Consider the following 21,130-nt stretch of genomic DNA (forward strand, 5'->3'; position numbering starts at 1 on the left):
CATGAGCATTACAGAAAGACAAATCCTGCTCGGCGCCTTCATTCCCAGCGCCGGGATCATGGGCTCCAGCTGGCGGCACGCAACGGCCGCGCCGGACTCGTTCAGCGATTTCGGGCATTTTCAGTGGATTGCCCAGACCCTTGAAGCCGCTCAGTTTCATGCGGTGTTTTTCAACGACACGGTCAATGTCGACGCCGACCTCGATGTGCTCGAGCGCGGCCCCAACAGTGTGCGCTGGGACCCGCTGGTGCTGCTGCCGGCGCTGGCGGTGGTCACCCGCCATATCGGCCTGATCGGTACTGCCAGCACCACCTATAACGACCCGTACAACATCGCCCGCAAGCTGGCCAATATCGACCACCTGAGCGGTGGGCGAGTGGGCTGGAACCTGGTGACATCGCTGGGCGGTGGCGAGAATTTCAACCTTGATGCGCATGTGCTGCACGCCGACCGCTACGAACGCGCCGAAGAGTTCTATGACGTGGTCACCGGACTCTGGGACAGCTACGAGAACGGTGCCTTTGTTCAGGACAAGGCCAGCGGGCGCTTTCTCGATACCGCCAAGCTGCACGTACTCAACCACCACGGCAAACACTTCCAGGTGCGCGGCCCGCTGAATGCACCGCGCCCGATTCAAGGGTATCCGGTGATCGCCCAGGCCGGCTCGTCGGATTCCGGCCGTGCCCTGGCGGCGCGCGCCGGCGAGCTGATTTTCACTGCCCAGCACACCATCGAGCAGGGCCAGGCGTTCTATCGGCAGATCAAGGAGCAGGCGGCGAAGTTCGGCCGTAATCCCGAGCACCTGAAGATCCTGCCGGGTGTTTCGCCTGTGGTCGGCAAGACCCTGGCCGAAGCGCAGTCGCGCTACGACCAGTTGCAGGAGTTGCTGGAACCCAAGACCTTCTTGCGCAGCATCTCGCGCTTCGCCAGCCTGGGTTTCGATTTGTCCGAGCTGGCGTTCGACGACGTGGTGCCGCTGCCGCCCGAGCAGTTCGACACCAACACCCACAAGAGCCGGCAGAAGCTGGTGTTCGACCTGATCCGCCGCGAGCGGCCTACGGTGCGCGAGCTGTTCAACAAGCTCACCGCCGGCGGCCACCGGATTCTGATCGGGACGCCTGAAAGCATTGCCGATGACCTGCAAAGCTGGTTCGAAGCCGATGCCGCCGATGGCTTCAATGTGATGTTCTCAGGCTTGCACGAGGGCATCGAAGCCTTCGCCACCGGCGTGGTGCCGGAGCTGCAACGCCGTGGGCTGTTCCGCCGTGAATACCAGGGCGCGACCTTGCGGGAAAACCTTGGCCTGCCGTATATCGCCAACCGCAAAGCCGCCGGAAATGCCGCATGAACCTGCCTGTGAATCTGTTGTTCAAACCGGCGACGCTGAGCCTGGCGCTGCTGTTACTGGCCGGTTGCGGCGAATCGTCCAGGCCTGCCGCGCCGGCTGCCGCCAGTGCGCCGGTTGCCGGCGGCGTGCTCAAGGTCGCGCTGGATGGCGATCCCAACTGCGTCGACCCACATCAGGCCGGCAATAACACCGCGCTCAATGTCGGTCGGCAACTGGTCGATTCGCTCACCGATCAGGACCCGCAAAGCGGCGACATCGTGCCCTGGCTGGCCAGCCGTTGGGAGGTCGATGGCGAATCGCGGCGCTTTACTTTTCACCTGCGCGAGGGCGTGAGTTTCAGCGACGGCACGCCGCTCGATGCGCAAGCGGTGAAAGCCAACTTCGAGCAGATTCTGGCGTTGGGTGCGCGCTCGATTCTGGGGTCGACCTATCTGGCCGGGCTCAAAAGCATTGAAACCCCGGAACCGCTGACGGTGGTGATCGAGTTCAACCAGCCCAACGCGCAGTTCCTGCAAGCCACCTCGACCATGAGCCTCGGCTTGCTGGCCAAGGCGACGCTGGCCAGCAGCCCGGCCGACCGTTGCCAGGGCCAGCTGATCGGCAGCGGGCCGTTCAAGCTCGACAGCTTCGTGCATAACCAGAAGGTCAGCCTGTCGCGCCGCGATGACTACACCTGGGGCTCGTCACTGGCAGCCCATAAAGGCAAGGCCTGGCTGGACGGTATCGAATTTCTGATCGTGCCCGAGTCTGGCGTGCGGCTGGGCAGTCTGTTGTCCGGGCAGATCGACGTCGACACCGGCGTGGTGGCACAAAACGAGAAAACCCTTGAGGCCCAGGGCCTGCCGTTGCTGACCCGCGCCAACCCTGGCGTGGTCTTCAACCTGACCCCGGACCTGACGCGTCCGGTGTACCGCGATGTGCGCGTGCGCCAGGCACTGATCAAGGCCATCGACCGCGAACAATTGCGCAGCATCATTTCGCGCTACCAACGCCCGGCCACGTCGGTGCTGGCCAGCAGCACGCCGTACTACAAGGACCTGTCGGCCTTGCTGGCCCATGATCCGGAAGGCGCCAGAAAACTGCTGGATGAAGCCGGCTGGGCGCCGGGTGCCGACGGCATTCGGGTCAAGGACGGTCAGCGCTTGAGCCTGCGTGTCGATTACTGGCAGAACACGCCGATCCTCGAATTGATCCAGCAGCAGCTCAAGGGTGTCGGCATCGAGCTGAACCTCAACCGCACGACCATCAGCCAGGTTTCGGCCTTGCAGGCCAGTGGTGACATCAGCCTGTACTTCTACAACCTGACCCGCGCCGACCCGGATGTGCTGCGCACGCTGTTTCATGTGACGGGGCGCAACTACGGCAAGCGCCAGGCCGATGAGCTGGATAAAAAGCTGGAAGCGTCAGCCGCGACCCTGGACCCGGCGGTGCGTCAGCAGCGGGTCGATGAAGTCAGCCGCGAGCTGATCGAACAGGGCCACGCCATCCCGCTGATCGAACTGGCCACCGTGATCGCCCACGGCAAGCGCGTGCACGGCCTGCATTACGAGGCCTCGTCACGGTTGCAGTTTTTCGATACCTGGCTGGAGAAGCCATAACCCCTGATGTCCGCCTGACAATGAACCCGTAGGAGCGAGCGGCGCTCGCGAATGCGATTGGCCAGACGCTAAAAATCTTGCGTCTGTACCGGCCCTTTCGCGAGCTCCGCTCGCTCCTACGGAAATTGATGTCCGGCCCAACGTTGTTCGTCCCACGAGAATTCCCTGATGACAGATCTTTCAACGGTGACAGCGGCCACCCGCACCACCTCACCTCAGGGTGTGCGTTGGCGGCAAGCTTCGATCACAGGATTGCACCGGCTCTGGCAGAGTGCGGTGGTGTTGTGGGCCGCCTTCACGGTGTCATTCGTGATTTTGTATGCGCTGCCCAGCGATCCGGTGAGCATCATGCTCAACCAGAACGGCGAGCCCTCGGCGGCGGATCAGGCACAGATCCAGGCCCTGCGCGCCGAATACCATCTCGACAAGCCGCTGACGGTGCAATACGGCATTGCCTTGTGGAAAGCCCTGCAACTGGATTTCGGCCACTCGATCCAGAGCGGCGAGCCGGTGGCGGCGGCCCTGGCGCAGGCCTTGCCGGCCACCGCGCAACTGACCTTCCTGGCGCTGGGGCTGGCCTTGCTCGGCGGCATCGGCCTGGCGCTGGCGGCCAATCTGGCGCGCTGGCCGTGGCTGCGCGACCTGTTGCTCGGGGTGCCGGCGCTGTCGGTGTCGCTGCCGACCTTCTGGGTCGGCCTGCTGCTGTTGCAGGGCTTCTCGTTCAACCTGCACTGGTTTCCGGCGATGGGTAATCAGGGCTTTGCCTCGCTGGTATTGCCGGCGGTCACCTTGGCGATTCCCACGGCGGCGGTGATCGCCCAGGTGCTGGTGCGCTCGCTGGCCGGCGTGCGTCAGCAACCGTTTGCCGAAGCCCTACGCGCCAAGGGCCTCAGTGGCCGGCGCCTGCTGTTCGTACACTTGCTGCACAACGCGGCGGTGCCGGTGCTGAGTTTGTCGGGTGTGGTGGTCGGCAATTTGCTCGCCGGGGCGGTGGTCACTGAAACCGTGTTCTCGCGTGAAGGCGTCGGGCGGCTGGCGCAAGCGGCGGTCGGCAGTCAGGACATTCCGATGGTGCAGGGCGTGGTGCTGCTGGCCGCGCTGATCTTCATTCTCGTCAATCTGCTGGTGGATCTGTTGTACCCGTTGCTCGATCCGCGCATGCGTCAATCCGTCCGTGGAGGTCAGCGATGAGCCTGTCTGCACCCACGCTTTATCCGCGCGCACACAGCGCGGCCTGGTTAAACACCAGCGTGCGCCTGCTGCGCAAACGACCGCTGTTGCCATTGGGCGTTGCCGTATTGGTACTGGCGCTGGCCTGGGCACTCTGGCCTGACGTGTTCAGCCATTACGACCCCTTGCTCGGCCAGCCGGCCCAGTCGCTGCAACCGCCGAGTGCCGCGCACTGGTTCGGCACCGATCACCTGGGCCGCGACCTGTACAGCCGCGCGGTGCATGGCTCGGCGTTATCGCTGCAAGCCACTGCGCTGGCGGTGCTGATTGCCTTGTTGATCGGCATCGCCATCGGTGTGGTGGCCGGCTATTTCGGCGGCCGGCTCGATGCCGCGTTGATGCGCGTGGTTGAAGTGCTGATGGCGATTCCTTCGTTGCTGCTGGCCATGGCGATCATCACTGTGCTCGGCTTCGGCACCCTCAACATCGCCCTGGCGGTCGGTCTGTCGTCGGTGGCGACCTTTGCCCGGCTGGTGCGCGGTGAAGTGCTGCGCTGGCGCACCAGCCTGTTTGTCGAGGCGGCGCGGGTGTCGGGTGTCGGCCCGTGGGGCATCATCACAGGCCATATCCTGGCGCATGCGGCCGGCCCCGTGCTGGCCTTGGCGGCGCTGGAATTCGGTGCGGCGGTGCTGTCGGTGTCGGCGCTGAGCTTTCTCGGTTTTGGCGCACCGCCGCCGCAGCCTGAATGGGGTTTGCTGATTTCCGAAGGGCGTAACTACATGGTTGCCGCCTGGTGGTACACCAGCTTGCCGGGGCTGGTGCTGGCCGCCGTGGTACTGGCGGCCAACCAGCTGGCGCGGGCGATTCAGGACCTACAGGGAGTTCAACGATGAGCGCGCAACCCGCTATTTTGCAGGTCGACGGCTTGCGCATCGGCTACCAGACCGAGCGCGGCCGTATCGACGGTATCGATCAGGTCAGCTTTGCGATTTACCCCGGCGAAATCGTCGCAGTGGTCGGTGAATCCGGCTCAGGCAAATCCACCACCGCAGGCGCTCTGGTCGGACTGCTGGCCGGCAATGCCGTCATCGAAGCCGGCAGCCTGCGCCTGGCCGGTGATGAATTGCTGGGCCTTGGCGAACGCCATTGGCGGCATGTGCGCGGTCGGCAAGTGGGCTTCGTACCACAAGACCCGGGCTTGTCGCTGGACCCGGTGAAGCGCATCGACCGCCAGCTTGAAGAGGCCATGACCGTACACGGCGTGGCACGTCGTGACGCACGCAGTCGTGCGCTTGAACTGCTGAAGCAGGTCGGCCTCAACGACATCGAGCGGGTGGCGCGCAGTTACCCGCATCAACTGTCGGGCGGCATGCGCCAGCGCATCCTGATCGCCATTGCCCTGGCCAACGACCCACCGCTGATCATCGCCGACGAGCCGACCAGCGCGCTGGATGTCGGCGTGCAGCGCCAGGTGCTGGATCGCTTGCAGTTGCTGGCACGCGAACGCGGCACGGCGGTGCTGTTGATCACCCATGACCTGGGCGTGGCGCTGGACCGTGCCGACCGCTTGATGGTGATGCAGCACGGTCGCATCGTCGAAACCGGCCAGGCACAGGACATTTTCGAGCAGCCGGCACATGCGTACACGCGCCAGTTGCTCAGCGCCGCACCCAGCCTGGCTGCGGCCCGGCAGCAGGTACGTACGCCGCCGCGTGAGCGGTCTTTGGCTGCGGCGCCACTGTTGCAGGTCAGGCAACTGCACAAGGACTTCTCCAACTGGCGCAACCCCGGCAAGCCGGCGGTCGAGGCGGTGTCGTTCAATGTGGTGCGCCATGGCACCACCAGCCTGGTCGGCGAGTCCGGCTCGGGCAAATCGACCACCGCGCGCTTGATTCTCGGGCTTGAGCAGGCCGACAGCGGCCAGGTGCTGTTCGACGGCCAGGACCTCGCCGGTCTGTCGGCGCGGCAGTGGCAGCCGTTGCGCCAGCGCATCCAGATCGTCTACCAGAACCCGTACGCCTCGCTGGACCCGCGCTGGACCCTGGAGCGGATCATCAGCGAGCCCTTGCATGCCTTTGCCATCGGCGACCGTGCCTCGCGTGCCAAACGCGCGGCGCAGTTGCTGGAACACGTGGAGCTGCCGGCGCACCTGCTGCAGCGCCGACCCACGGAATTGTCGGGTGGCCAGCGTCAGCGCGTGGCCATTGCCCGCGCGTTGGCGCTGGAGCCGGAGTTGCTGGTGCTCGATGAGGCGCTGTCGGCGCTGGACGCCTCGGTGCAGGCGCAGATCCTCAAGCTGCTCAGTGAGCTGCAACAGCGTCTGGGCCTGAGCTACCTGTTTATCTCCCACGATCTGGCGGTGGTGCGGCAGATTTCCGATCAGGTGGTAGTCATGCGCGATGGCCGTGTGGTGGAGCAGGGCGCCTGTGCCCAGGTGTTCGATTCACCGTCGTCGGCGTATACCGCGCAGTTGCTGGCCGATGTACCGGGGCGTTTGTACTTGTCGGCTCAAACAGTCGCGGATGAACCGGTGCTTAATTATAAAAATGCATATTAGCTTAGATTTTTAATTCATTTTCGGCATTTAATGCGGGTTGTTAGGATGCCTTCATCGGGCGTCTCTAAAAACGTAGACGAGGCAGGCAGCGCAAGGCAAAAACAGGCGAGCAAGCGGAGTTGACTGGTTGTCAATGAGCATTGTGAGCCTGTTTTTAACGCAGCGATGGCAACGCAGGTAGTTTTTAGAGGTGCCCATTACTTGATCCAACAGGAATTTATCCATGTCCAAGACCGTGATTGCCAGCCAGCACGATGAAGAAATCAATGCCTTGCTGCGCCAGCGCCTGCCCGAGTACAGCATCGTGCCGATTGGCCAGGGCGCGCCGAATGTGCCGCCTGAGGCGACCATCCTGCTGACCCGGCCGTTCTTCGGCAATTTCCTGACTCAGGAACTGCCCGAGAAGCCAGCGGGCTGGCCGTTCAACCTCAAGTGGGTGCAACTGACCTCATCCGGCATCGACGGTTACCCGGCCTGGCTGTTCGACAGCCTGCCGGTGTCGTCGGCGCGTGGTACCGCTTCGGTGGCGGTGGCCGAGTTCGCCCTGGCGGCGATCCTGGCGCAGGTCAAGCAGTTCCCGGACGTGTGGATCGACAGCGCCGAGCAATGGAAGCGCTTCCCGCTGCAACAACTGAGCGGCAGCACGCTGGGCATCGTCGGCTTCGGCGCCATCGGCCGCGACCTGGCCGTGCGCGCCCAGGCGCTGGGCGTCAAGGTGATCGCGGTCAACCACTCTGGCAAACCCTTCGGTGTGCCGGGCGTTGAACGCGCCGAAAGTCTGGAGAACCTGTTCGCCATTTCCGACCATGTGGTGCTGGCGGCGCCGGCGACCAAAACCACCCGCAACCTGGTCGACAAGGCCCTGCTCGATCACGCCAAGCCCGGCCTGCACCTGGTCAATATCGCGCGCGGCAGCCTGATCGACGAAGCCGCGCTGGTCCAGGCGCTGGACGAAGGCCGCCTGAGCCGCGCAACCCTGGACGTTACCGCTGTCGAACCGACGCCGGCCGATCACCCGTTCTATACCCACCCCAAGGTGCGCCTGTCGCCCCATGTCTCACCGGCCAGCAGCGTGATCTGGCACAACATCGTCGAGCACTTCGTGGCCAATTTGCTGCGTCACCACAAGGAAGAACCGCTGGGCGATGTCGTGGATTTCGAGCGCGGCTATTAAGACGCGGCTACCAGCTGGAAGCTGTAAGTGGCGGCGGCCTCGGGATCGAGGCTGCCGTTTGCAAGAAACGGATAGTGATCTGCACAAAGAGGATATTGCCCGCGCGCCCATCTCCATAACCTGACCTGGCCTGAACAATAACAATGGAGGCTCCAGGTCATGTCCCTTGGATCTGATTATCTGAATTCACTGCTCCAGGAAGACAAGGAGCAGGGCGTCTACCGCTGCAAGCGGGAGATGTTCACTGATCCACGCCTGTTCGACCTGGAGATGAAACACATCTTCGAAGGCAACTGGATCTATCTGGCGCATGAAAGCCAGATCCCCAACAAGAACGATTTCCTGACTACCCAGATCGGTCGTCAGCCGATCTTTATCGCGCGCAATAAAGACGGGGTTCTCAACGCCTTTCTCAACGCCTGCAGCCACCGCGGCGCGATGCTGTGCCGGCACAAGACCGGCAACAAGTCCTCCTATACCTGCCCGTTTCATGGCTGGACCTTCAATAACAGCGGCAAGCTGCTCAAGGTCAAAGACCCGAGCGAAGCTGGCTACCCGTCGAGCTTCAACTGCGAAGGCTCGCATGACCTGACCAAGGTCGCGCGGTTCGAGTCTTATCGCGGTTTTCTGTTTGGCAGCCTGAACGCTGACGTATTGCCGCTGGTCGAGCACCTTGGCGAGTCGGCAAAGATCATCGACATGATCGTCGACCAGTCGCCCGAAGGCCTGGAAGTGCTGCGCGGCTCAAGCTCGTATATCTACGAAGGCAACTGGAAGCTGACCGCCGAAAACGGCGCCGATGGCTACCACGTCAGTGCCGTGCACTGGAACTACGCCGCGACCCAGAACCAGCGCAAATTGCGCGAGGCCGGCGAAGAGATCAAGACCATGAGCGCCGGCAGTTGGGGCAAGACCGGCGGCGGTTTTTACTCTTTTGACAAGGGTCACTTGCTGCTGTGGACCCGTTGGGCCAACCCTGAAGATCGTCCGGCCTACGAGCGCCGTGATGAACTGGCCCGTGATTTTGGCCAGGCCCGCGCCGACTGGATGATCCAGAACTCGCGCAACCTGTGCCTGTACCCGAACGTTTATCTGATGGACCAGTTCAGCTCGCAGATTCGTATTGCGCGGCCGATCTCGGTGAACAAGACCGAAATCACCATCTACTGCATCGCACCCAAAGGCGAAAGCAGCGATGCACGGGCCAAGCGCATTCGTCAGTACGAAGACTTCTTCAACGTCAGCGGCATGGCTACACCGGATGACCTGGAAGAATTCCGCTCGTGCCAGACCGGCTATGGCGGCGGCACCGGCTGGAACGACATGTCGCGGGGCGCGGCGCACTGGATCGAAGGCGCCGATGCGGCCGCCGAGGAAATCGAACTCAAGCCGCTGCTGTCCGGCGTGCGCACCGAGGACGAAGGCCTGTTCGTGCTGCAACACAAGTACTGGCAGGAAACCATGCTCAAGGCCGCTGCCGCCGAGCAGCAGCTGATTCCGGTGGAGGCTGTGCAATGACCATTGCCTACGAAACCGTGCGCGATTTTCTCTACCGCGAAGCGCGCTACCTCGACGATGCCGACTGGGACAACTGGCTGGAGCTGTACGCCAGCGACGCGAGCTTCTGGATGCCGGCCTGGGACGACAACGACACCCTCACCGAAAACCCGCAGACCGAAATCTCGCTGATCTGGTACGGCAACCGTGGCGGCCTCGAAGACCGCGTGTTCCGGATCAAGACCGAGCGCTCCAGCGCGACGATTCCCGACACCCGCACCTCGCACAACCTCAGCAACATCGAGATCGTCGAGCAGGGCGATGGCGTGGCGCAGGTGCGCTTCAACTGGCACACCCTGAGCTTTCGCTACAAGACCGTCGACAGCTACTTCGGCACCAGTTTCTACACCCTGGATATTCGCGGTGAACAGCCGCTGATCAAGGCCAAGAAAGTGGTGCTCAAGAACGACTATGTCCGCCAGGTCATCGACGTCTATCACATCTGAGGGTGTCCCCATGCACAAGATCGCCTTGAATTTCGAAGACGGGATCACCCGTTTCATTGATGCCGCTGCCAGCGAGACCGTCGCGGACGCCGCCTACCGCCAGGGCATCAACATCCCGCTCGACTGCCGCGACGGCGCCTGCGGTACCTGCAAATGTTTCGCCGAGGCCGGCCAGTACGAACTGGGTGATGAATACATCGAAGATGCCCTGACCGAGGAAGAGGCCGAACAAGGCTATGTGCTGACCTGCCAGATGCGTGCGGCCAGCGATTGCGTGGTGCGCGTGCCGGCGTCATCCGAGGTGTGCAAGACCCGCCAGGCCAGTTATCAGGCGGCGATCAGCGCGGTCGAGCAACTGTCGGACAGCACCATCGCCCTGAAAATCAAGGGCGAGTCGCTGAGCCAGCTGGCGTTTTTGCCGGGCCAGTACGTCAACCTGCAGGTGCCGGGCAGCGAGCAGACCCGCGCCTATTCCTTCAGCTCGTTGCAGAAGAACGGCGAGGTCAGCTTTCTGATTCGCAACGTGCCTGGCGGGCTGATGAGCAGCTTTCTGCTCGGCATGGCCAAGGCCGGCGACAGCATGACTTTGGCCGGTCCGTTGGGCAGTTTTTACCTGCGCGACATCAAGCGGCCGTTGTTGCTGCTGGCCGGCGGCACCGGCCTGGCGCCGTTCACGGCAATGCTGGAGAGAATCGCCGGCCTTGTGGAGCAGGGGCAGGGCAGCGCACATCCGGTGCACCTGATCTATGGCGTGACCCACGATTCTGATCTGGTGGAGCTGGAAAAACTCGAAGCCTTTGCTGCGCGGATTCCCGACTTCACCTATAGCGCTTGCGTTTCCAGTCCGGACAGCCGCTACCCGCACAAAGGCTTCGTCACCCATCACATCGAACCCCGGCACCTCAATGACGGCGATGTCGACGTTTACCTGTGCGGCCCGCCGCCGATGGTCGAGGCGGTCAGCCAGTTCATTCGTGAACAGGGTATTACGCCGGCCAACTTCTACTTCGAGAAATTCGCCGCCAGCGCTGCTTGACCAACAACGTATTGGCCATGAGCTGCGCGGTATCGGGGACACAGCAATTCGGCAGTTTCACTTACAACAAAAACAAGAGATTGATGCCATGCGAAACATCGACGTACACGCAATTATCGATAACGCGCGCTTCGGCCGCTTTCACTGGATGGTGATGAGCTGGTGTGCGCTGCTGTTGATCTTCGACGGTTATGACCTGTTCATCTACGGCGTGGTCCTGCCGGTGATCATGAAAGAGTGGGGCCTGACACCGCTGCAGGCCGGGGCCCTGGGCAGTTATGCGCTGTTTGGCATGATGTTCGGCGCGCTGGTGTTCGGCAGCCTGGCCGACCGTATCGGGCGCAAGAAAGGCATCGCTATCTGCTTTGCGCTGTTCAGCGGCGCGACCATCATCAACGGCTTTGCCTCCAGCCCGACCGAGTTCGGCATCTGCCGCTTTATCGCCGGTTTAGGCTGCGGCGGCTTGATGCCCAATGCCGTGGCCTTGATGAACGAATACGCACCCAAGCGCATGCGCAGCACCCTGGTGGCGGTGATGTTCAGCGGTTACTCGGTGGGCGGCATGCTCTCGGCCGGCGTCGGTATCTTCATGCTGCCGCGCTTTGGCTGGGAATCGATGTTCTTTGCCGCCGCCATCCCGTTGTTGCTGCTGCCGGCGATTCTGTACTACCTGCCAGAGTCCATCGGTTTTCTGGTGCGTCAGGGACGTTCCGAAGAAGCGCGCAAGCTGCTCAACCAGATGGACAGCACCCAGAACCTGACCGCCGATGACGTGCTCAGCGTCGGCGAAGCCAAGGGCAAGGGCGTGCCGGTGCTCGACCTGTTCAGCGAGGGCCGGCTGGTACGCACTCTGGCACTGTGGGTGGCGTTCTTCTGCTGCCTGCTGATGGTGTACGCCCTCAGTTCCTGGCTGCCGAAGCTGATGGCCAACGCCGGCTACAGCCTGGGGTCGAGCCTGTCGTTTTTGCTGGCGCTGAACTTTGGCGGCATGTTCGGTGCGATCTTCGGCGGCTGGCTGGGCGACCGCATGAACCTGACCAAGGTCACGGTGGCGTTCTTCATCGTCGGCGCGGTGTCGATCAGCCTGTTGGGCTTCAAGAGCCCGATGCCGGTGCTGTACCTGCTGATCTTCCTGGCCGGCGCCACCACCATCGGCACGCAGATCCTGCTGTACGCCGGTGCCGCGCAGCTGTATGGCCTGTCGATGCGTTCCACCGGGCTCGGCTGGGCTTCGGGTATCGGCCGCAACGGCGCCATCGTCGGCCCGCTGCTGGGCGGTGCGCTGATGGGCATCAACTTGCCGCTGCAACTGAATTTCATGGCCTTCGCCATTCCCGGCGCGATTGCTGCCGTGGCCATGACCGTGTTTGCGATCAGTGCGCAGCGTAGCCAGACGACCGCTGCGCCGCTGGTGGCCAGCAAGGCCTGAGGTCTCTACACCAATAATCCTCTGGCATGCGAGGTCCCATGAAAGACCTGTTCAAGGATGTCTCTCTGTCGGCGGTGGTGGCAGGGTGCATCGCTACCGTGATTTCTTACGCAGGCCCGCTGGTGATCATCTTCCAGGCCGCCGATGCCGCTCGCTTGTCGCACGAGCAGTTGTCGTCCTGGATCTGGGCCATCTCCATCGGCAGCGCGCTGTTGGGCGCGTTGCTGAGCCTGCGTTACAAGGTGCCGGTGGTGATCGCCTGGTCGATTCCGGGGTCTGCGCTGCTGGTGTCGCAACTGCCGCAGATCGGCCTCAACCAGGCGGTGGGCGCCTATCTGGTGGCCAGCCTGATCCTGCTGTTGATCGGCGTCAGCGGAGCGTTCGACCGCATCATTGCGCGCTTGCCCGGCTCGATTGCGGCCGGCATGCAGGCGGGCATTCTGTTCAGCTTTGGCGTGGCGTTGTTCGAGTCGCTGCCGGCCCGGCCGTTGCTGGTGCTCGCCATGTTCGCCACCTATGTGCTGATGCGCCGCCTGTTGCCGCGTTATGCGGTGATGGCGGTGCTGATCGTCGGCACGTTGATCACCGTGCTGGGCGGCGACTTCAACGCCAGTGCGGTGGTGTTCGGCCTGGCCACGCCAGCCCTGATCGCGCCGCAGTTCAGCCTGGAGGCCACGCTGAACCTGGCCTTGCCGCTGGTGCTGGTGGCGCTGACCGGGCAGTTCATGCCGGGCATGGCGGTGTTGCGCGGGGCCGGTTACCAGACCCCGGCCAGCCCGCTAATCAGCGCCAGTGCGCTGGGCGGCGCGTTGCTGGCGCCGTTCGGTTGCCATGGCCTGAACCTGGCGGCCGTCACCGCCAGCCTGTGCACCGGCCGCGAAGCGCATGAGAACCCGAAGCGGCGCTATATCGCAGCGTTGTCCGGCAGCCTGCTGTACCTGATCTTCGGCATTGCCGGCGCAACCCTGGTGTCGCTGTTCGCCGCCTTTCCGAAAGAGCTGATCGCCGCCCTGGCGGGCCTTGCGCTGTTCGGCGCCATCAGCGAAGCACTGAGCCGCAGCACGCTGCACATCGAGGAACGTGATGCGGGGCTGTTCACCTTTCTGGTCACCGCTTCGGGGGTGTCGTTTCTCGGCCTGTCGGCAGCCTTCTGGGGATTGCTGTCGGGGCTGATCGTGCATGCCGCGATGAAGGCCCGGCGTGCGCCGCACGCGGTAGCGGCGATGGGGGACAAGCCTTCGCGTTAAAGCGTTTTTCAGCGTCATCCATAACAATACATAACAACAAGAGAACAACCATGAGCCAGCATCAGATCGCCAAGCGTCACGCTTTCATCAGTGCGGTGGGCCTCAGCCTGCCGTTGACCGCCCTGGCCGCCGGGGAGCCGCCCAAGGAAGGCTTTATCGAAGGCGCCAGCGCCACGCTGCAAGCGCGTAACTATTACTTCAGCCGCGACTTCTCCGACATCGTCGGTGCCAACCGCCAATCGAAACAGGAAGAGTGGGCGCAGGGCTTCATTCTCAACGTCAAATCCGGCTACACCCAGGGCGTGGTCGGCTTTGGCCTGGATGTCAGCGGCGTGCTCGGCATCAAGCTCGACAGCAGCCCGGACCGGGTCAACAGCGGCTTGCTGCCGACCCACGCCGATGGCCGCGCGGCCGATGAATACAGCCGCCTGGCCGGCACCTTCAAGGCACGCTTTTCCAAAACCGAGCTGAAAGTCGGCGAGCTGCAGCCGAACCTGCCGGTGCTGACATTCAGTGACATTCGCCTGCTGCCGCCCAGCTATCAGGGCGTGGGCATCAGCTCCAGCGAAATCACCGGGCTGACCCTGCAAGCCGGGCACCTGAACAGCACCCACCTGCGCAACGAGGCCGGCGACGACAAGATGCTCGCCATGCTCGGCCATGTGCCGCAACGCCAGGCGGTGAGCGATGCGTTCAACTATGCGGGCGGCGACTACAGCTTCAACGACAAGCGCACCTCGGTCAGCGTGTTCTACGGCCAGCTCGAAGACATTTACCAGCAGGGCTTCATCGGCCTGAAACACAGCCAGCCGGTGGGCAGCTGGGTGCTGGGCGCCAACCTCGGTTACTACAACGCGCAAGAAGATGGCGACCGCTTGCTGGGCAAGATCGACAACCAGGCATTCTTCTCACTGCTGTCGGCCAAGCACGGCGGCCACACCTTTTATGTCGGCTACCAGGCCATGTACGGCGACAGCCCGTTCCCGCGGGTCTTCGCCAACGTCACGCCGCTGGGCAACGAAGTGCCGACCTACGAGTTCGCCTACACCGACGAACGCTCCTGGCAGGCGCGCTACGACTACGACTTCACCGCCCTGGGCATTCCGGGCCTGACCACCACCGTGCGCTATATCACCGGCGACAACGTCACCACCGGCGCCGGCTACGAAGGCAAGGACCGCGAGCGCGATCTGGACATCGGCTATGTGGTGCAGAGCGGCACGCTGCAAGGGCTGGGCGTGCGAATCCGCAACGTGGCGGCCCGCTCGAACTACCGCAGCGATATCGACGAGAACCGTCTGATCTTCAGCTATACGTGGAAACTGTTGTAAACCTTAGCCCCGTAGGAGCGCGCTTGCCCGCGACCGAGTGCGCCAGCGCTCGCAAAATTGTGGAAACGCTGAAAATTTACGACTGCTAACGCAGCCGGTCGTCGGAATGCCGCCCAGGGCAAGCGCGCTCCTACGGGAGAGTTTTACTTTTTGACCGGGACGATTTCCATGATCCGGCCATTGGTGATCTGCACGCGCAGGTACTGGTTCTCGTGTTTCACCCATTGGCTTTCTTTTTCAGGCTCATGCAGGCCGGCCTTTTTCCAGTCGATGGCTTCGCTTTTACGGTCGGACTGGTCAGGGGCCTTTTCGCCTACCTTGACTTCTGAAGGATGCAGCGAGCCGCCTTTGGGTTCGGTTTCGACCTGTTGGGCCTGCACGCTCAAGGTAGCGCCGCACAGGCTGGTGGCCAGGAGGAGGGCTGCGAACATCGATGTCTTTTTCATGATTGATTCCCTGTCAGTCTGCAAGATGGCGGTTGTCTGCCATGCCTGATTATTGGGACCGGCGCTGGCGCAAATCATTCCACCGATCTTTCACCCAAGCCCTCAAACAGACGCTGTCAGTGTCCACTGCACAGCACAGGGCAGCTTTTCTGAACTGATCGCGGCGTTCAGGGGTCGACCACAACAGGCACAGCCTGTAGACCCTGAATTTCACAGCTTCGAAGGAACCCTGCATGTCCAAGACCATTGCCGACCATCTCGCGCAAAGCCTCGCAGCGTCTGGTGTTTCCCACATCTGGGGGGTGTCCGGTGACAGCCTCAACGGCCTGAGCGACAGCCTGCAACGCATGGGCAAGATTCGCTGGATGCACACTCGCCATGAAGAAGTCGCCGCCTTTGCCGCCGGTGCCCAGGCAGCGTCCAGCGGCAAGCTGGCGGTGTGCGCCGGCAGTTGCGGGCCGGGCAACCTGCACTTGATCAATGGCTTGTACGATTGCCATCGCAGCCGCGTGCCGGTGCTGGCGATTGCCGCGCATATTCCGTCGACCGAGATTGGCCTGGATTACTTTCAGGAAACCCATCCGCAAGAGTTGTTCAAGGAGTGCAGCCACTTCGTCGAGCTGGTCAGTCATCCCGACCAGTTCCCGCGCGTGCTGGAGCGTGCGATGCGCGCGGCCATCAACAAGAAGGGCGTGGCGGTCATTGTGATTCCCGGCGATGTGGCGTTGCAGCCGGCGCCCGATGCGCCGTTAAACAAGGTCGAACCATCGAAGTCGAGCGTGCTGCCGGCCGAGTCCGACCTGCAGGCGTTGAGCGAACTACTCGACTCCAGCAAAGCGGTCACCCTGCTGTGCGGGGCCGGTTGTGCCGGTGCGCATGAGCAGGTTGTCGCCCTGGCCGAGCGCCTTAACGCGCCAGTGGTGCATGCGTTGCGCGGCAAGCAGTACATCGAATACGACAATCCTTACGATGTCGGCATGACCGGGCTGATCGGCTTCAGCTCCGGCTATCACGCGATGATGGCCTGCGACACGCTGGTGATCCTTGGCAGCAGTTTTCCGTACCGCAATTTCTACCCGGACAAGGCGCGCATCGTGCAGATCGACCTGGACCCGACCCAGATCGCTCGCCGCGTTCCGGTAGAGCTGGGGCTGGTCGGCGGCATAGGCGAAACCCTCGATGCCTTGCTGCCGCGGCTCAAGCCGCACAACGACCGGCGCTTTCTCGACAAGGCGCTCAAGCATTACGCCAAGTCGCGTGCCGAGCTGGATGAACTGGCGACGCCAACCCCGGCCGGCGAACCCATCCATCCGCAGTACCTGACGCGCATGGTCGATCAACTGGCCGATGACGATGCGCTGTTTACCGTGGACGTCGGTACGCCGACCCTGTGGGCGGCGCGCTACCTGAGCATGAACGGCAAGCGCAGCCTGCTGGGCTCGTTCAACCACGGCTCGATGGCCAACGCCATGCCGCAGTCGCTGGGTGCCCAGGCCGAACACCCGGATCGCCAGGTGGTGGCGCTGTGCGGCGATGGTGGTTTGTCGATGCTGCTGGGCGACTTGCTGACCGTCCGCCAGTTGAACATGCCGATCAAGATGATCGTGTTCAACAACAGCTCGCTGGGCTTTGTCGACATGGAAATGAAGGCGGGCGGGTATGTGCCATTCGGCACGGATCTCAATCCCACGCACTACGCCGGTATTGCGCTGGGCGCGGGGATTCTGGGCATTCGCGTTGAAAATGCCCAGGACCTGCCGGGCGCGTTGCGCAAGGCCTTCGATCATCCGGGGCCGGTGCTGCTCGATGTGGTGGTCGCCAAGCAGGAACTGGCCATGCCGCCGAAGATCAAGCTGGCCCAGGCCAAGGGCTTCAGCCTGTACATGCTCAAGGCGGTGATGAGCGGACGCGGCAGCGAAGTGCTGGAACTGGCGAAGACCAACTTGCGCTAACGATCGCAGCAGTGAGGCGGATGGCCGCCCCCTTAGCTCGCGAAGGGGTCAGCACATAATTGCAGCGCACATCGGTACAAGCGCTGCACTGAGGTTTCGTGCCTACTGAGGGCAAAGTCCTGTCTTTGACCCTCAGAGCCCCCGAACCATGAACCGTAATGACCTGCGCCGTGTCGACCTCAATCTGTTGGTGATTTTCGAAGCGTTGATGTTCGAGCGCAATCTGACCCGGGTGGCCGAGAAGCTGTTTATCGGCCAGCCCGCCGTCAGTGCGGCGCTGGGGCGTTTGCGCGATCTGTTCGACGATCAACTGCTGCTGCGCAATGGCCGGGTCATGGAGCCCACGGCGCGGGCGCTGGACATCCTCAAGGAGATTCGCCCGGCACTGGACACCATTTCCGGCGCCGTCAGCCGGGCCAAGGATTTCGATCCAGCGTGCAGTACCGATGTGTTTCGCATCGGCTTGTCGGACGATGCCGAATTCGGCTTGCTGCCGCCGTTGATGGCGCGCCTGCAAGCCGAGGCGCCGGGCATCATTATCGTGATTCGCCGGGCCAATTATCTTTTGCTGCCAGCGCTGTTGGCCTCCGGCGAAATCTCGGTGGGGGTCAGCTGGACGGTGGAGTTGCCGGCCAATGCCAAGCGCAAGAAGCTGCGCGACATTCCATGCAAGGTGATTCGTGGCGATGACCGGGCAGGCCCTTTGAGCCTGGATGAATACTGCGCGCGGCCGCATGCCATGGTGTCGTTCTCCGGCGACCTGTCGGGCAATATCGACCTGGATCTTGCCCGCGTCGGGCGCACCCGCAAGGTGGTGCTGGCGGTGCCGCAGTTCAATGGCTTGCGGGCCTTGCTGGCCGGCAGCGAAATGATCGCCACAGTCCCCGATTACGCCGCCTGTGCGCTGGTGGACGGCAGCCGGTTGCGCGCCGAAGACCCGCCGTTCCCGATCGTGCCCTCGGAACTGTCGATGGTCTGGAGCGGCGTCCACGACAACGACCCGGCCGAGCGCTGGTTGCGCGGCATGATTCACGAGTACATGTCGGCACCATTGCCCATCGCGTAACGGGTGTTTATCCAACACAGCACATGCATCCAATTCTCAAGCGGCAATCAGCGGCACCATCAGTGCAGATTTGAAGCACGGGTGCCCACGCACCCTTTCTCTGTGCGATGGAGCCGTTGGTCATGTCCGAACCCTCAAGTCTTGCCGCCACGGCGCGCGAGCCTGCCCATGAAGTCGTCACGCTGGTGATCCGCCACCGCGCCAAGGCCGGGCTCGAAGTGCAATACGAGCAATGGTTGCGGCGCGTGGTGGCGATTGCCGCCCAAACACCGGGGCATCTGGGCGTCGATGTGATGCGCGGTCTCACCGATGGCCTGCATGCCTTCACCTCGGTGCTGCGTTTTTCCTCGACGGGAGCCATGCAGCAGTGGCTGGACTCCGATCAACGGCGCGAACTGCTGCGCGAGGCCGCGCCTATGCTGGCCGATGGTGACCAGACGCAGGTGGCCAGCCAGAACGAGTTCTGGTTCAGCCCCGACCTTGACCCGGCGCGTCAGCCGCCGCGCTGGAAACAGGCGGTCGTGTCGTACCTGGTGATCCTGCCGCTGAGCCTGCTGGTGCCCTTGTTGTGGGGCCCGCTGCTGCACCTGAACCCATGGCTATCGGGCTATGTGATGAGCAACGTGCTGATCACCCTGACCATCGTCGTGCTGGTGGTGTACCTGATGATGCCTGCCGCCACACGCTTGTTTGCAACCTGGCTGAACGCGCCGGCAAACGACAAACGGGGTAACTGATCGATGAGTGATGACAAGACCGACCTGCAGCGCCGGCGCTTTGTCGCCAACAGCTCTCTGCTGAGTGCCGCCGCCGCGCTTCTGCCTGCCTTTACGTTCGCAAGCCCTGCGGGCGCGGCTCAATCTTCTGACAAAGGAACTGCGATGAATAACGTCGAGCTGATTCTGTTCAACGGAAAATTCCACACCGTCGACCGGGAAAAACCCAAGGCCAGTGCGGTGGCCATCAGCGGCGGCCGCTTCGTCGCCGTGGGTACTGAAGCTGAAGTGATGGCCTTGCGTGGTAGTGCGACCCAGGTGATCGACCTGAAAGGCCGCACGGTGATCCCGGGCCTCAATGACTCACACTTGCACCTGATTCGTGGCGGCCTGAACTACAACCTCGAACTGCGCTGGGAAGGCGTGCCGTCGCTGGCCGACGCCTTGCGCATGCTCAAGGACCAGGCCGACCGCACGCCGACCCCGCAGTGGGTGCGGGTAGTCGGTGGCTGGAACGAGTTCCAGTTCGCTGAAAAGCGCATGCCGACCCTGGAAGAGATCAACCAGGCCGCGCCCGATACCCCGGTATTTTTGCTGCACCTGTACGACCGCGCCTTGCTCAACCGCGCAGCGCTGCGCGTGGCCGGTTACACCCGCGACACGCCGAATCCGCCGGGTGGCGAGATTGTGCGTGACGCCAACGGCAACCCGACCGGCATGCTGGTCGCCAAGCCCAACGCGATGATTCTGTACGCGACCCTGGCCAAGGGGCCGAAATTGCCGCTGGAGTACCAGGTCAACTCGACCCGCCAGTTCATGCGCGAGCTCAACCGTCTGGGCATCACCAGTTGCATCGACGCCGGTGGTGGTTTCCAGAACTACCCCGACGACTACGCGGTGATCGAGCAACTGAACCGCGAAAAGCAGCTGACGGTGCGCATCGCTTACAACCTGTTTACACAAAAGCCCAAGGAAGAGCTGAGCGACTTCAAGAACTGGACCAGCAGCGTCAAGCTGCATCAGGGCGACGATTTCCTGCGGCACAACGGGGCAGGGGAGATGCTGACCTTCTCGGCCGCCGACTTCGAGGACTTCCGCGAGCCGCGCCCGGACCTGGTGCAGGGCATGGAGGACGATCTGGAGCCGGTGGTGCGCCACCTGGTCGAGCAGCGCTGGCCGTTCCGCCTGCACGCCACCTATGACGAATCGATCAGCCGCATGCTCGATGTGTTCGAAAAGGTTAACCGCGATATCCCGTTCAACGGTCTGCCGTGGTTCTTCGACCACTGCGAAACCATCACCCCGCGCAATATCGAACGGGTGCGGGCGCTGGGCGGCGGTATCGCCATCCAGGACCGCATGGCCTTTCAGGGCGAGTATTTCGTCGAGCGCTACGGCGCCAAAGCCGCCCAGGCCACGCCGCCGATCAAGCGCATGCTGGCCGAAGGCGTGCCGGTCGGCGCCGGCACCGACGCCACCCGCGTGTCGAGCTACAACCCTTGGACTTCGCTGTACTGGATGGTCAGCGGCCGCACCGTGGGCGGCCTTGAGCTGTACCCCGAAGGCCTGCCGCGTGAAACCGCGCTGGAGCTGTTCACCCACGGCAGCGCCTGGTTCTCGTCCGAGCAGGGCAAGAAAGGCCAGATTCGCGTCGGCCAGCTGGCAGACCTGAGCGCGCTGTCGGCGGACTTTTTCAGTGTCGAGCCCGAAGCCATCAAGTGGATCGAGTCGGTGCTGACCGTCGTCGACGGCAAGGTGGTGTACGCCGCCGACGACTTCGAGCCGCTGGGACCCAAGCGCGTGCCGGTGCTGCCGGACTGGTCGCCGGTGGCCAAGGTGCAGGGCCACTGGCGCCCGGCTTCACCGGTACTGGCCCAGGTTCACCAGTGCAGCGGCCCGTGCAAGGTGCATTCGCACAGCCATGAAAAAGCGCGCTTGTCGAATGCGCCGGTCAGCGACTTCCAGGGTTTCTGGGGCGCGTTCGGGTGTTCGTGCTTCGCCTTCTGATTTTGCTTCACGCGTATAAAGGCGCCGGGTTGCCGGCGCCTCCCTTGAAA

Annotated in this window: 17 protein-coding genes; 16 read left to right on the plus strand and 1 reads right to left on the minus strand. The window is 63.0% G+C overall.

Annotated elements, in window-relative coordinates; all coding sequences use genetic code 11:
- Nucleotide 1 precedes the first annotated feature (1 nt).
- From ACYAS9_RS30730 to ACYAS9_RS30785, 12 genes are all read left to right on the plus strand, one after another.
- The gene (locus ACYAS9_RS30730; protein WP_463572276.1) at nt 2-1,348 is read left to right on the plus strand and encodes an LLM class flavin-dependent oxidoreductase; all 1,347 of its coding nucleotides are present in this window, start codon (nt 2-4) and stop codon (nt 1,346-1,348) included.
- Complete coding sequence (locus tag ACYAS9_RS30735) at nt 1,345-2,946, plus strand: ABC transporter substrate-binding protein (RefSeq protein WP_463572277.1); 1,602 nt, start codon at nt 1,345-1,347, stop codon at nt 2,944-2,946. The genes ACYAS9_RS30730 and ACYAS9_RS30735 overlap by 4 nt, the downstream gene beginning before the upstream one ends.
- A 168-nt stretch (nt 2,947-3,114) precedes the next feature.
- Nucleotides 3,115-4,137, plus strand: coding sequence for an ABC transporter permease (locus ACYAS9_RS30740; RefSeq protein ID WP_463572278.1), 1,023 nt, complete (start codon nt 3,115-3,117; stop codon nt 4,135-4,137).
- Entirely contained in the window at nt 4,134-5,009 is an 876-nt protein-coding gene (locus ACYAS9_RS30745) for an ABC transporter permease (protein WP_463572279.1), read from the plus strand. Before ACYAS9_RS30740 ends, ACYAS9_RS30745 begins: the two co-directional genes overlap by 4 nt.
- Nucleotides 5,006-6,673 (plus strand): dipeptide ABC transporter ATP-binding protein, encoded by a 1,668-nt coding sequence (locus ACYAS9_RS30750; protein WP_463572280.1) that lies wholly within the window; start codon nt 5,006-5,008, stop codon nt 6,671-6,673. The genes ACYAS9_RS30745 and ACYAS9_RS30750 overlap by 4 nt, the downstream gene beginning before the upstream one ends.
- 223 nt (nt 6,674-6,896) lie before the next feature.
- Complete coding sequence (locus ACYAS9_RS30755; RefSeq protein WP_463572281.1) at nt 6,897-7,847, plus strand: NAD(P)-dependent oxidoreductase; 951 nt, start codon at nt 6,897-6,899, stop codon at nt 7,845-7,847.
- A 159-nt stretch (nt 7,848-8,006) separates the two neighbouring features.
- Nucleotides 8,007-9,365 (plus strand): benzoate 1,2-dioxygenase large subunit, encoded by a 1,359-nt coding sequence (benA, locus tag ACYAS9_RS30760; RefSeq protein WP_463572282.1) that lies wholly within the window; start codon nt 8,007-8,009, stop codon nt 9,363-9,365.
- On the plus strand, nt 9,362-9,850 hold the full coding sequence (gene benB, locus ACYAS9_RS30765; protein WP_463572283.1) for a benzoate 1,2-dioxygenase small subunit: 489 nt from the start codon (nt 9,362-9,364) through the stop codon (nt 9,848-9,850). The genes benA and benB overlap by 4 nt, the downstream gene beginning before the upstream one ends.
- Nucleotides 9,851-9,860: 10 nt before the next feature.
- Complete coding sequence (gene benC, locus ACYAS9_RS30770) at nt 9,861-10,886, plus strand: benzoate 1,2-dioxygenase electron transfer component BenC (RefSeq protein WP_463572284.1); 1,026 nt, start codon at nt 9,861-9,863, stop codon at nt 10,884-10,886.
- Between the two features lie 88 nt (nt 10,887-10,974).
- Nucleotides 10,975-12,315 (plus strand): MFS transporter, encoded by a 1,341-nt coding sequence (locus ACYAS9_RS30775; RefSeq protein ID WP_463572285.1) that lies wholly within the window; start codon nt 10,975-10,977, stop codon nt 12,313-12,315.
- Nucleotides 12,316-12,353: 38 nt separating this feature from the next.
- On the plus strand, nt 12,354-13,562 hold the full coding sequence (locus ACYAS9_RS30780; RefSeq protein WP_463572286.1) for a benzoate/H(+) symporter BenE family transporter: 1,209 nt from the start codon (nt 12,354-12,356) through the stop codon (nt 13,560-13,562).
- Nucleotides 13,563-13,612: 50 nt separating this feature from the next.
- Nucleotides 13,613-14,893, plus strand: a complete 1,281-nt coding sequence (locus ACYAS9_RS30785) for an OprD family porin (protein WP_463572287.1) — start codon at nt 13,613-13,615, stop codon at nt 14,891-14,893.
- A 143-nt stretch (nt 14,894-15,036) separates the two neighbouring features.
- Here ACYAS9_RS30785 and ACYAS9_RS30790 read toward each other — a convergent pair whose 3' ends face one another.
- A complete protein-coding gene (locus ACYAS9_RS30790) occupies nt 15,037-15,339 on the minus strand; it encodes an RcnB family protein (protein ID WP_463572288.1) in 303 nt (100 codons plus the stop codon).
- Between the two features lie 233 nt (nt 15,340-15,572).
- Here ACYAS9_RS30790 and poxB point away from each other — a divergent pair, with 233 nt between their 5' ends.
- The 4 genes from poxB to ACYAS9_RS30810 all read left to right on the plus strand — a co-directional run bounded on the left by poxB (nt 15,573) and on the right by ACYAS9_RS30810 (nt 21,080).
- On the plus strand, nt 15,573-17,291 hold the full coding sequence (gene poxB, locus ACYAS9_RS30795; RefSeq protein WP_463572289.1) for a ubiquinone-dependent pyruvate dehydrogenase: 1,719 nt from the start codon (nt 15,573-15,575) through the stop codon (nt 17,289-17,291).
- Nucleotides 17,292-17,439: 148 nt separating this feature from the next.
- Complete coding sequence (locus tag ACYAS9_RS30800; RefSeq protein ID WP_463572290.1) at nt 17,440-18,357, plus strand: LysR substrate-binding domain-containing protein; 918 nt, start codon at nt 17,440-17,442, stop codon at nt 18,355-18,357.
- Nucleotides 18,358-18,479: 122 nt separating this feature from the next.
- Nucleotides 18,480-19,094, plus strand: coding sequence for an antibiotic biosynthesis monooxygenase (locus ACYAS9_RS30805; protein WP_463572291.1), 615 nt, complete (start codon nt 18,480-18,482; stop codon nt 19,092-19,094).
- Nucleotides 19,095-19,238: 144 nt separating this feature from the next.
- On the plus strand, nt 19,239-21,080 hold the full coding sequence (locus ACYAS9_RS30810) for an amidohydrolase (protein WP_463572292.1): 1,842 nt from the start codon (nt 19,239-19,241) through the stop codon (nt 21,078-21,080).
- The last annotated feature ends 50 nt before the right edge of the window (nt 21,081-21,130 follow it).

Source organism: Pseudomonas sp. HP_08, assembly GCF_055284095.1.

Coding starts and splice junctions, on each gene's coding strand:
- benC (WP_463572284.1), top strand. CDS start 9,861: ATGCACAAGATCGCCTTGAATTTCGAAGACGGGATCACCCGTTTCATT.
- ACYAS9_RS30745 (WP_463572279.1), top strand. CDS start 4,134: ATGAGCCTGTCTGCACCCACGCTTTATCCGCGCGCACACAGCGCGGCC.
- ACYAS9_RS30750 (WP_463572280.1), top strand. CDS start 5,006: ATGAGCGCGCAACCCGCTATTTTGCAGGTCGACGGCTTGCGCATCGGC.
- ACYAS9_RS30810 (WP_463572292.1), top strand. CDS start 19,239: ATGAATAACGTCGAGCTGATTCTGTTCAACGGAAAATTCCACACCGTC.
- benB (WP_463572283.1), top strand. CDS start 9,362: ATGACCATTGCCTACGAAACCGTGCGCGATTTTCTCTACCGCGAAGCG.
- benA (WP_463572282.1), top strand. CDS start 8,007: ATGTCCCTTGGATCTGATTATCTGAATTCACTGCTCCAGGAAGACAAG.
- ACYAS9_RS30785 (WP_463572287.1), top strand. CDS start 13,613: ATGAGCCAGCATCAGATCGCCAAGCGTCACGCTTTCATCAGTGCGGTG.
- ACYAS9_RS30790 (WP_463572288.1), bottom strand. CDS start 15,339: ATGAAAAAGACATCGATGTTCGCAGCCCTCCTCCTGGCCACCAGCCTG.
- ACYAS9_RS30800 (WP_463572290.1), top strand. CDS start 17,440: ATGAACCGTAATGACCTGCGCCGTGTCGACCTCAATCTGTTGGTGATT.
- ACYAS9_RS30735 (WP_463572277.1), top strand. CDS start 1,345: ATGAACCTGCCTGTGAATCTGTTGTTCAAACCGGCGACGCTGAGCCTG.
- ACYAS9_RS30730 (WP_463572276.1), top strand. CDS start 2: ATGAGCATTACAGAAAGACAAATCCTGCTCGGCGCCTTCATTCCCAGC.
- ACYAS9_RS30740 (WP_463572278.1), top strand. CDS start 3,115: ATGACAGATCTTTCAACGGTGACAGCGGCCACCCGCACCACCTCACCT.
- ACYAS9_RS30780 (WP_463572286.1), top strand. CDS start 12,354: ATGAAAGACCTGTTCAAGGATGTCTCTCTGTCGGCGGTGGTGGCAGGG.
- poxB (WP_463572289.1), top strand. CDS start 15,573: ATGTCCAAGACCATTGCCGACCATCTCGCGCAAAGCCTCGCAGCGTCT.
- ACYAS9_RS30805 (WP_463572291.1), top strand. CDS start 18,480: ATGTCCGAACCCTCAAGTCTTGCCGCCACGGCGCGCGAGCCTGCCCAT.
- ACYAS9_RS30775 (WP_463572285.1), top strand. CDS start 10,975: ATGCGAAACATCGACGTACACGCAATTATCGATAACGCGCGCTTCGGC.
- ACYAS9_RS30755 (WP_463572281.1), top strand. CDS start 6,897: ATGTCCAAGACCGTGATTGCCAGCCAGCACGATGAAGAAATCAATGCC.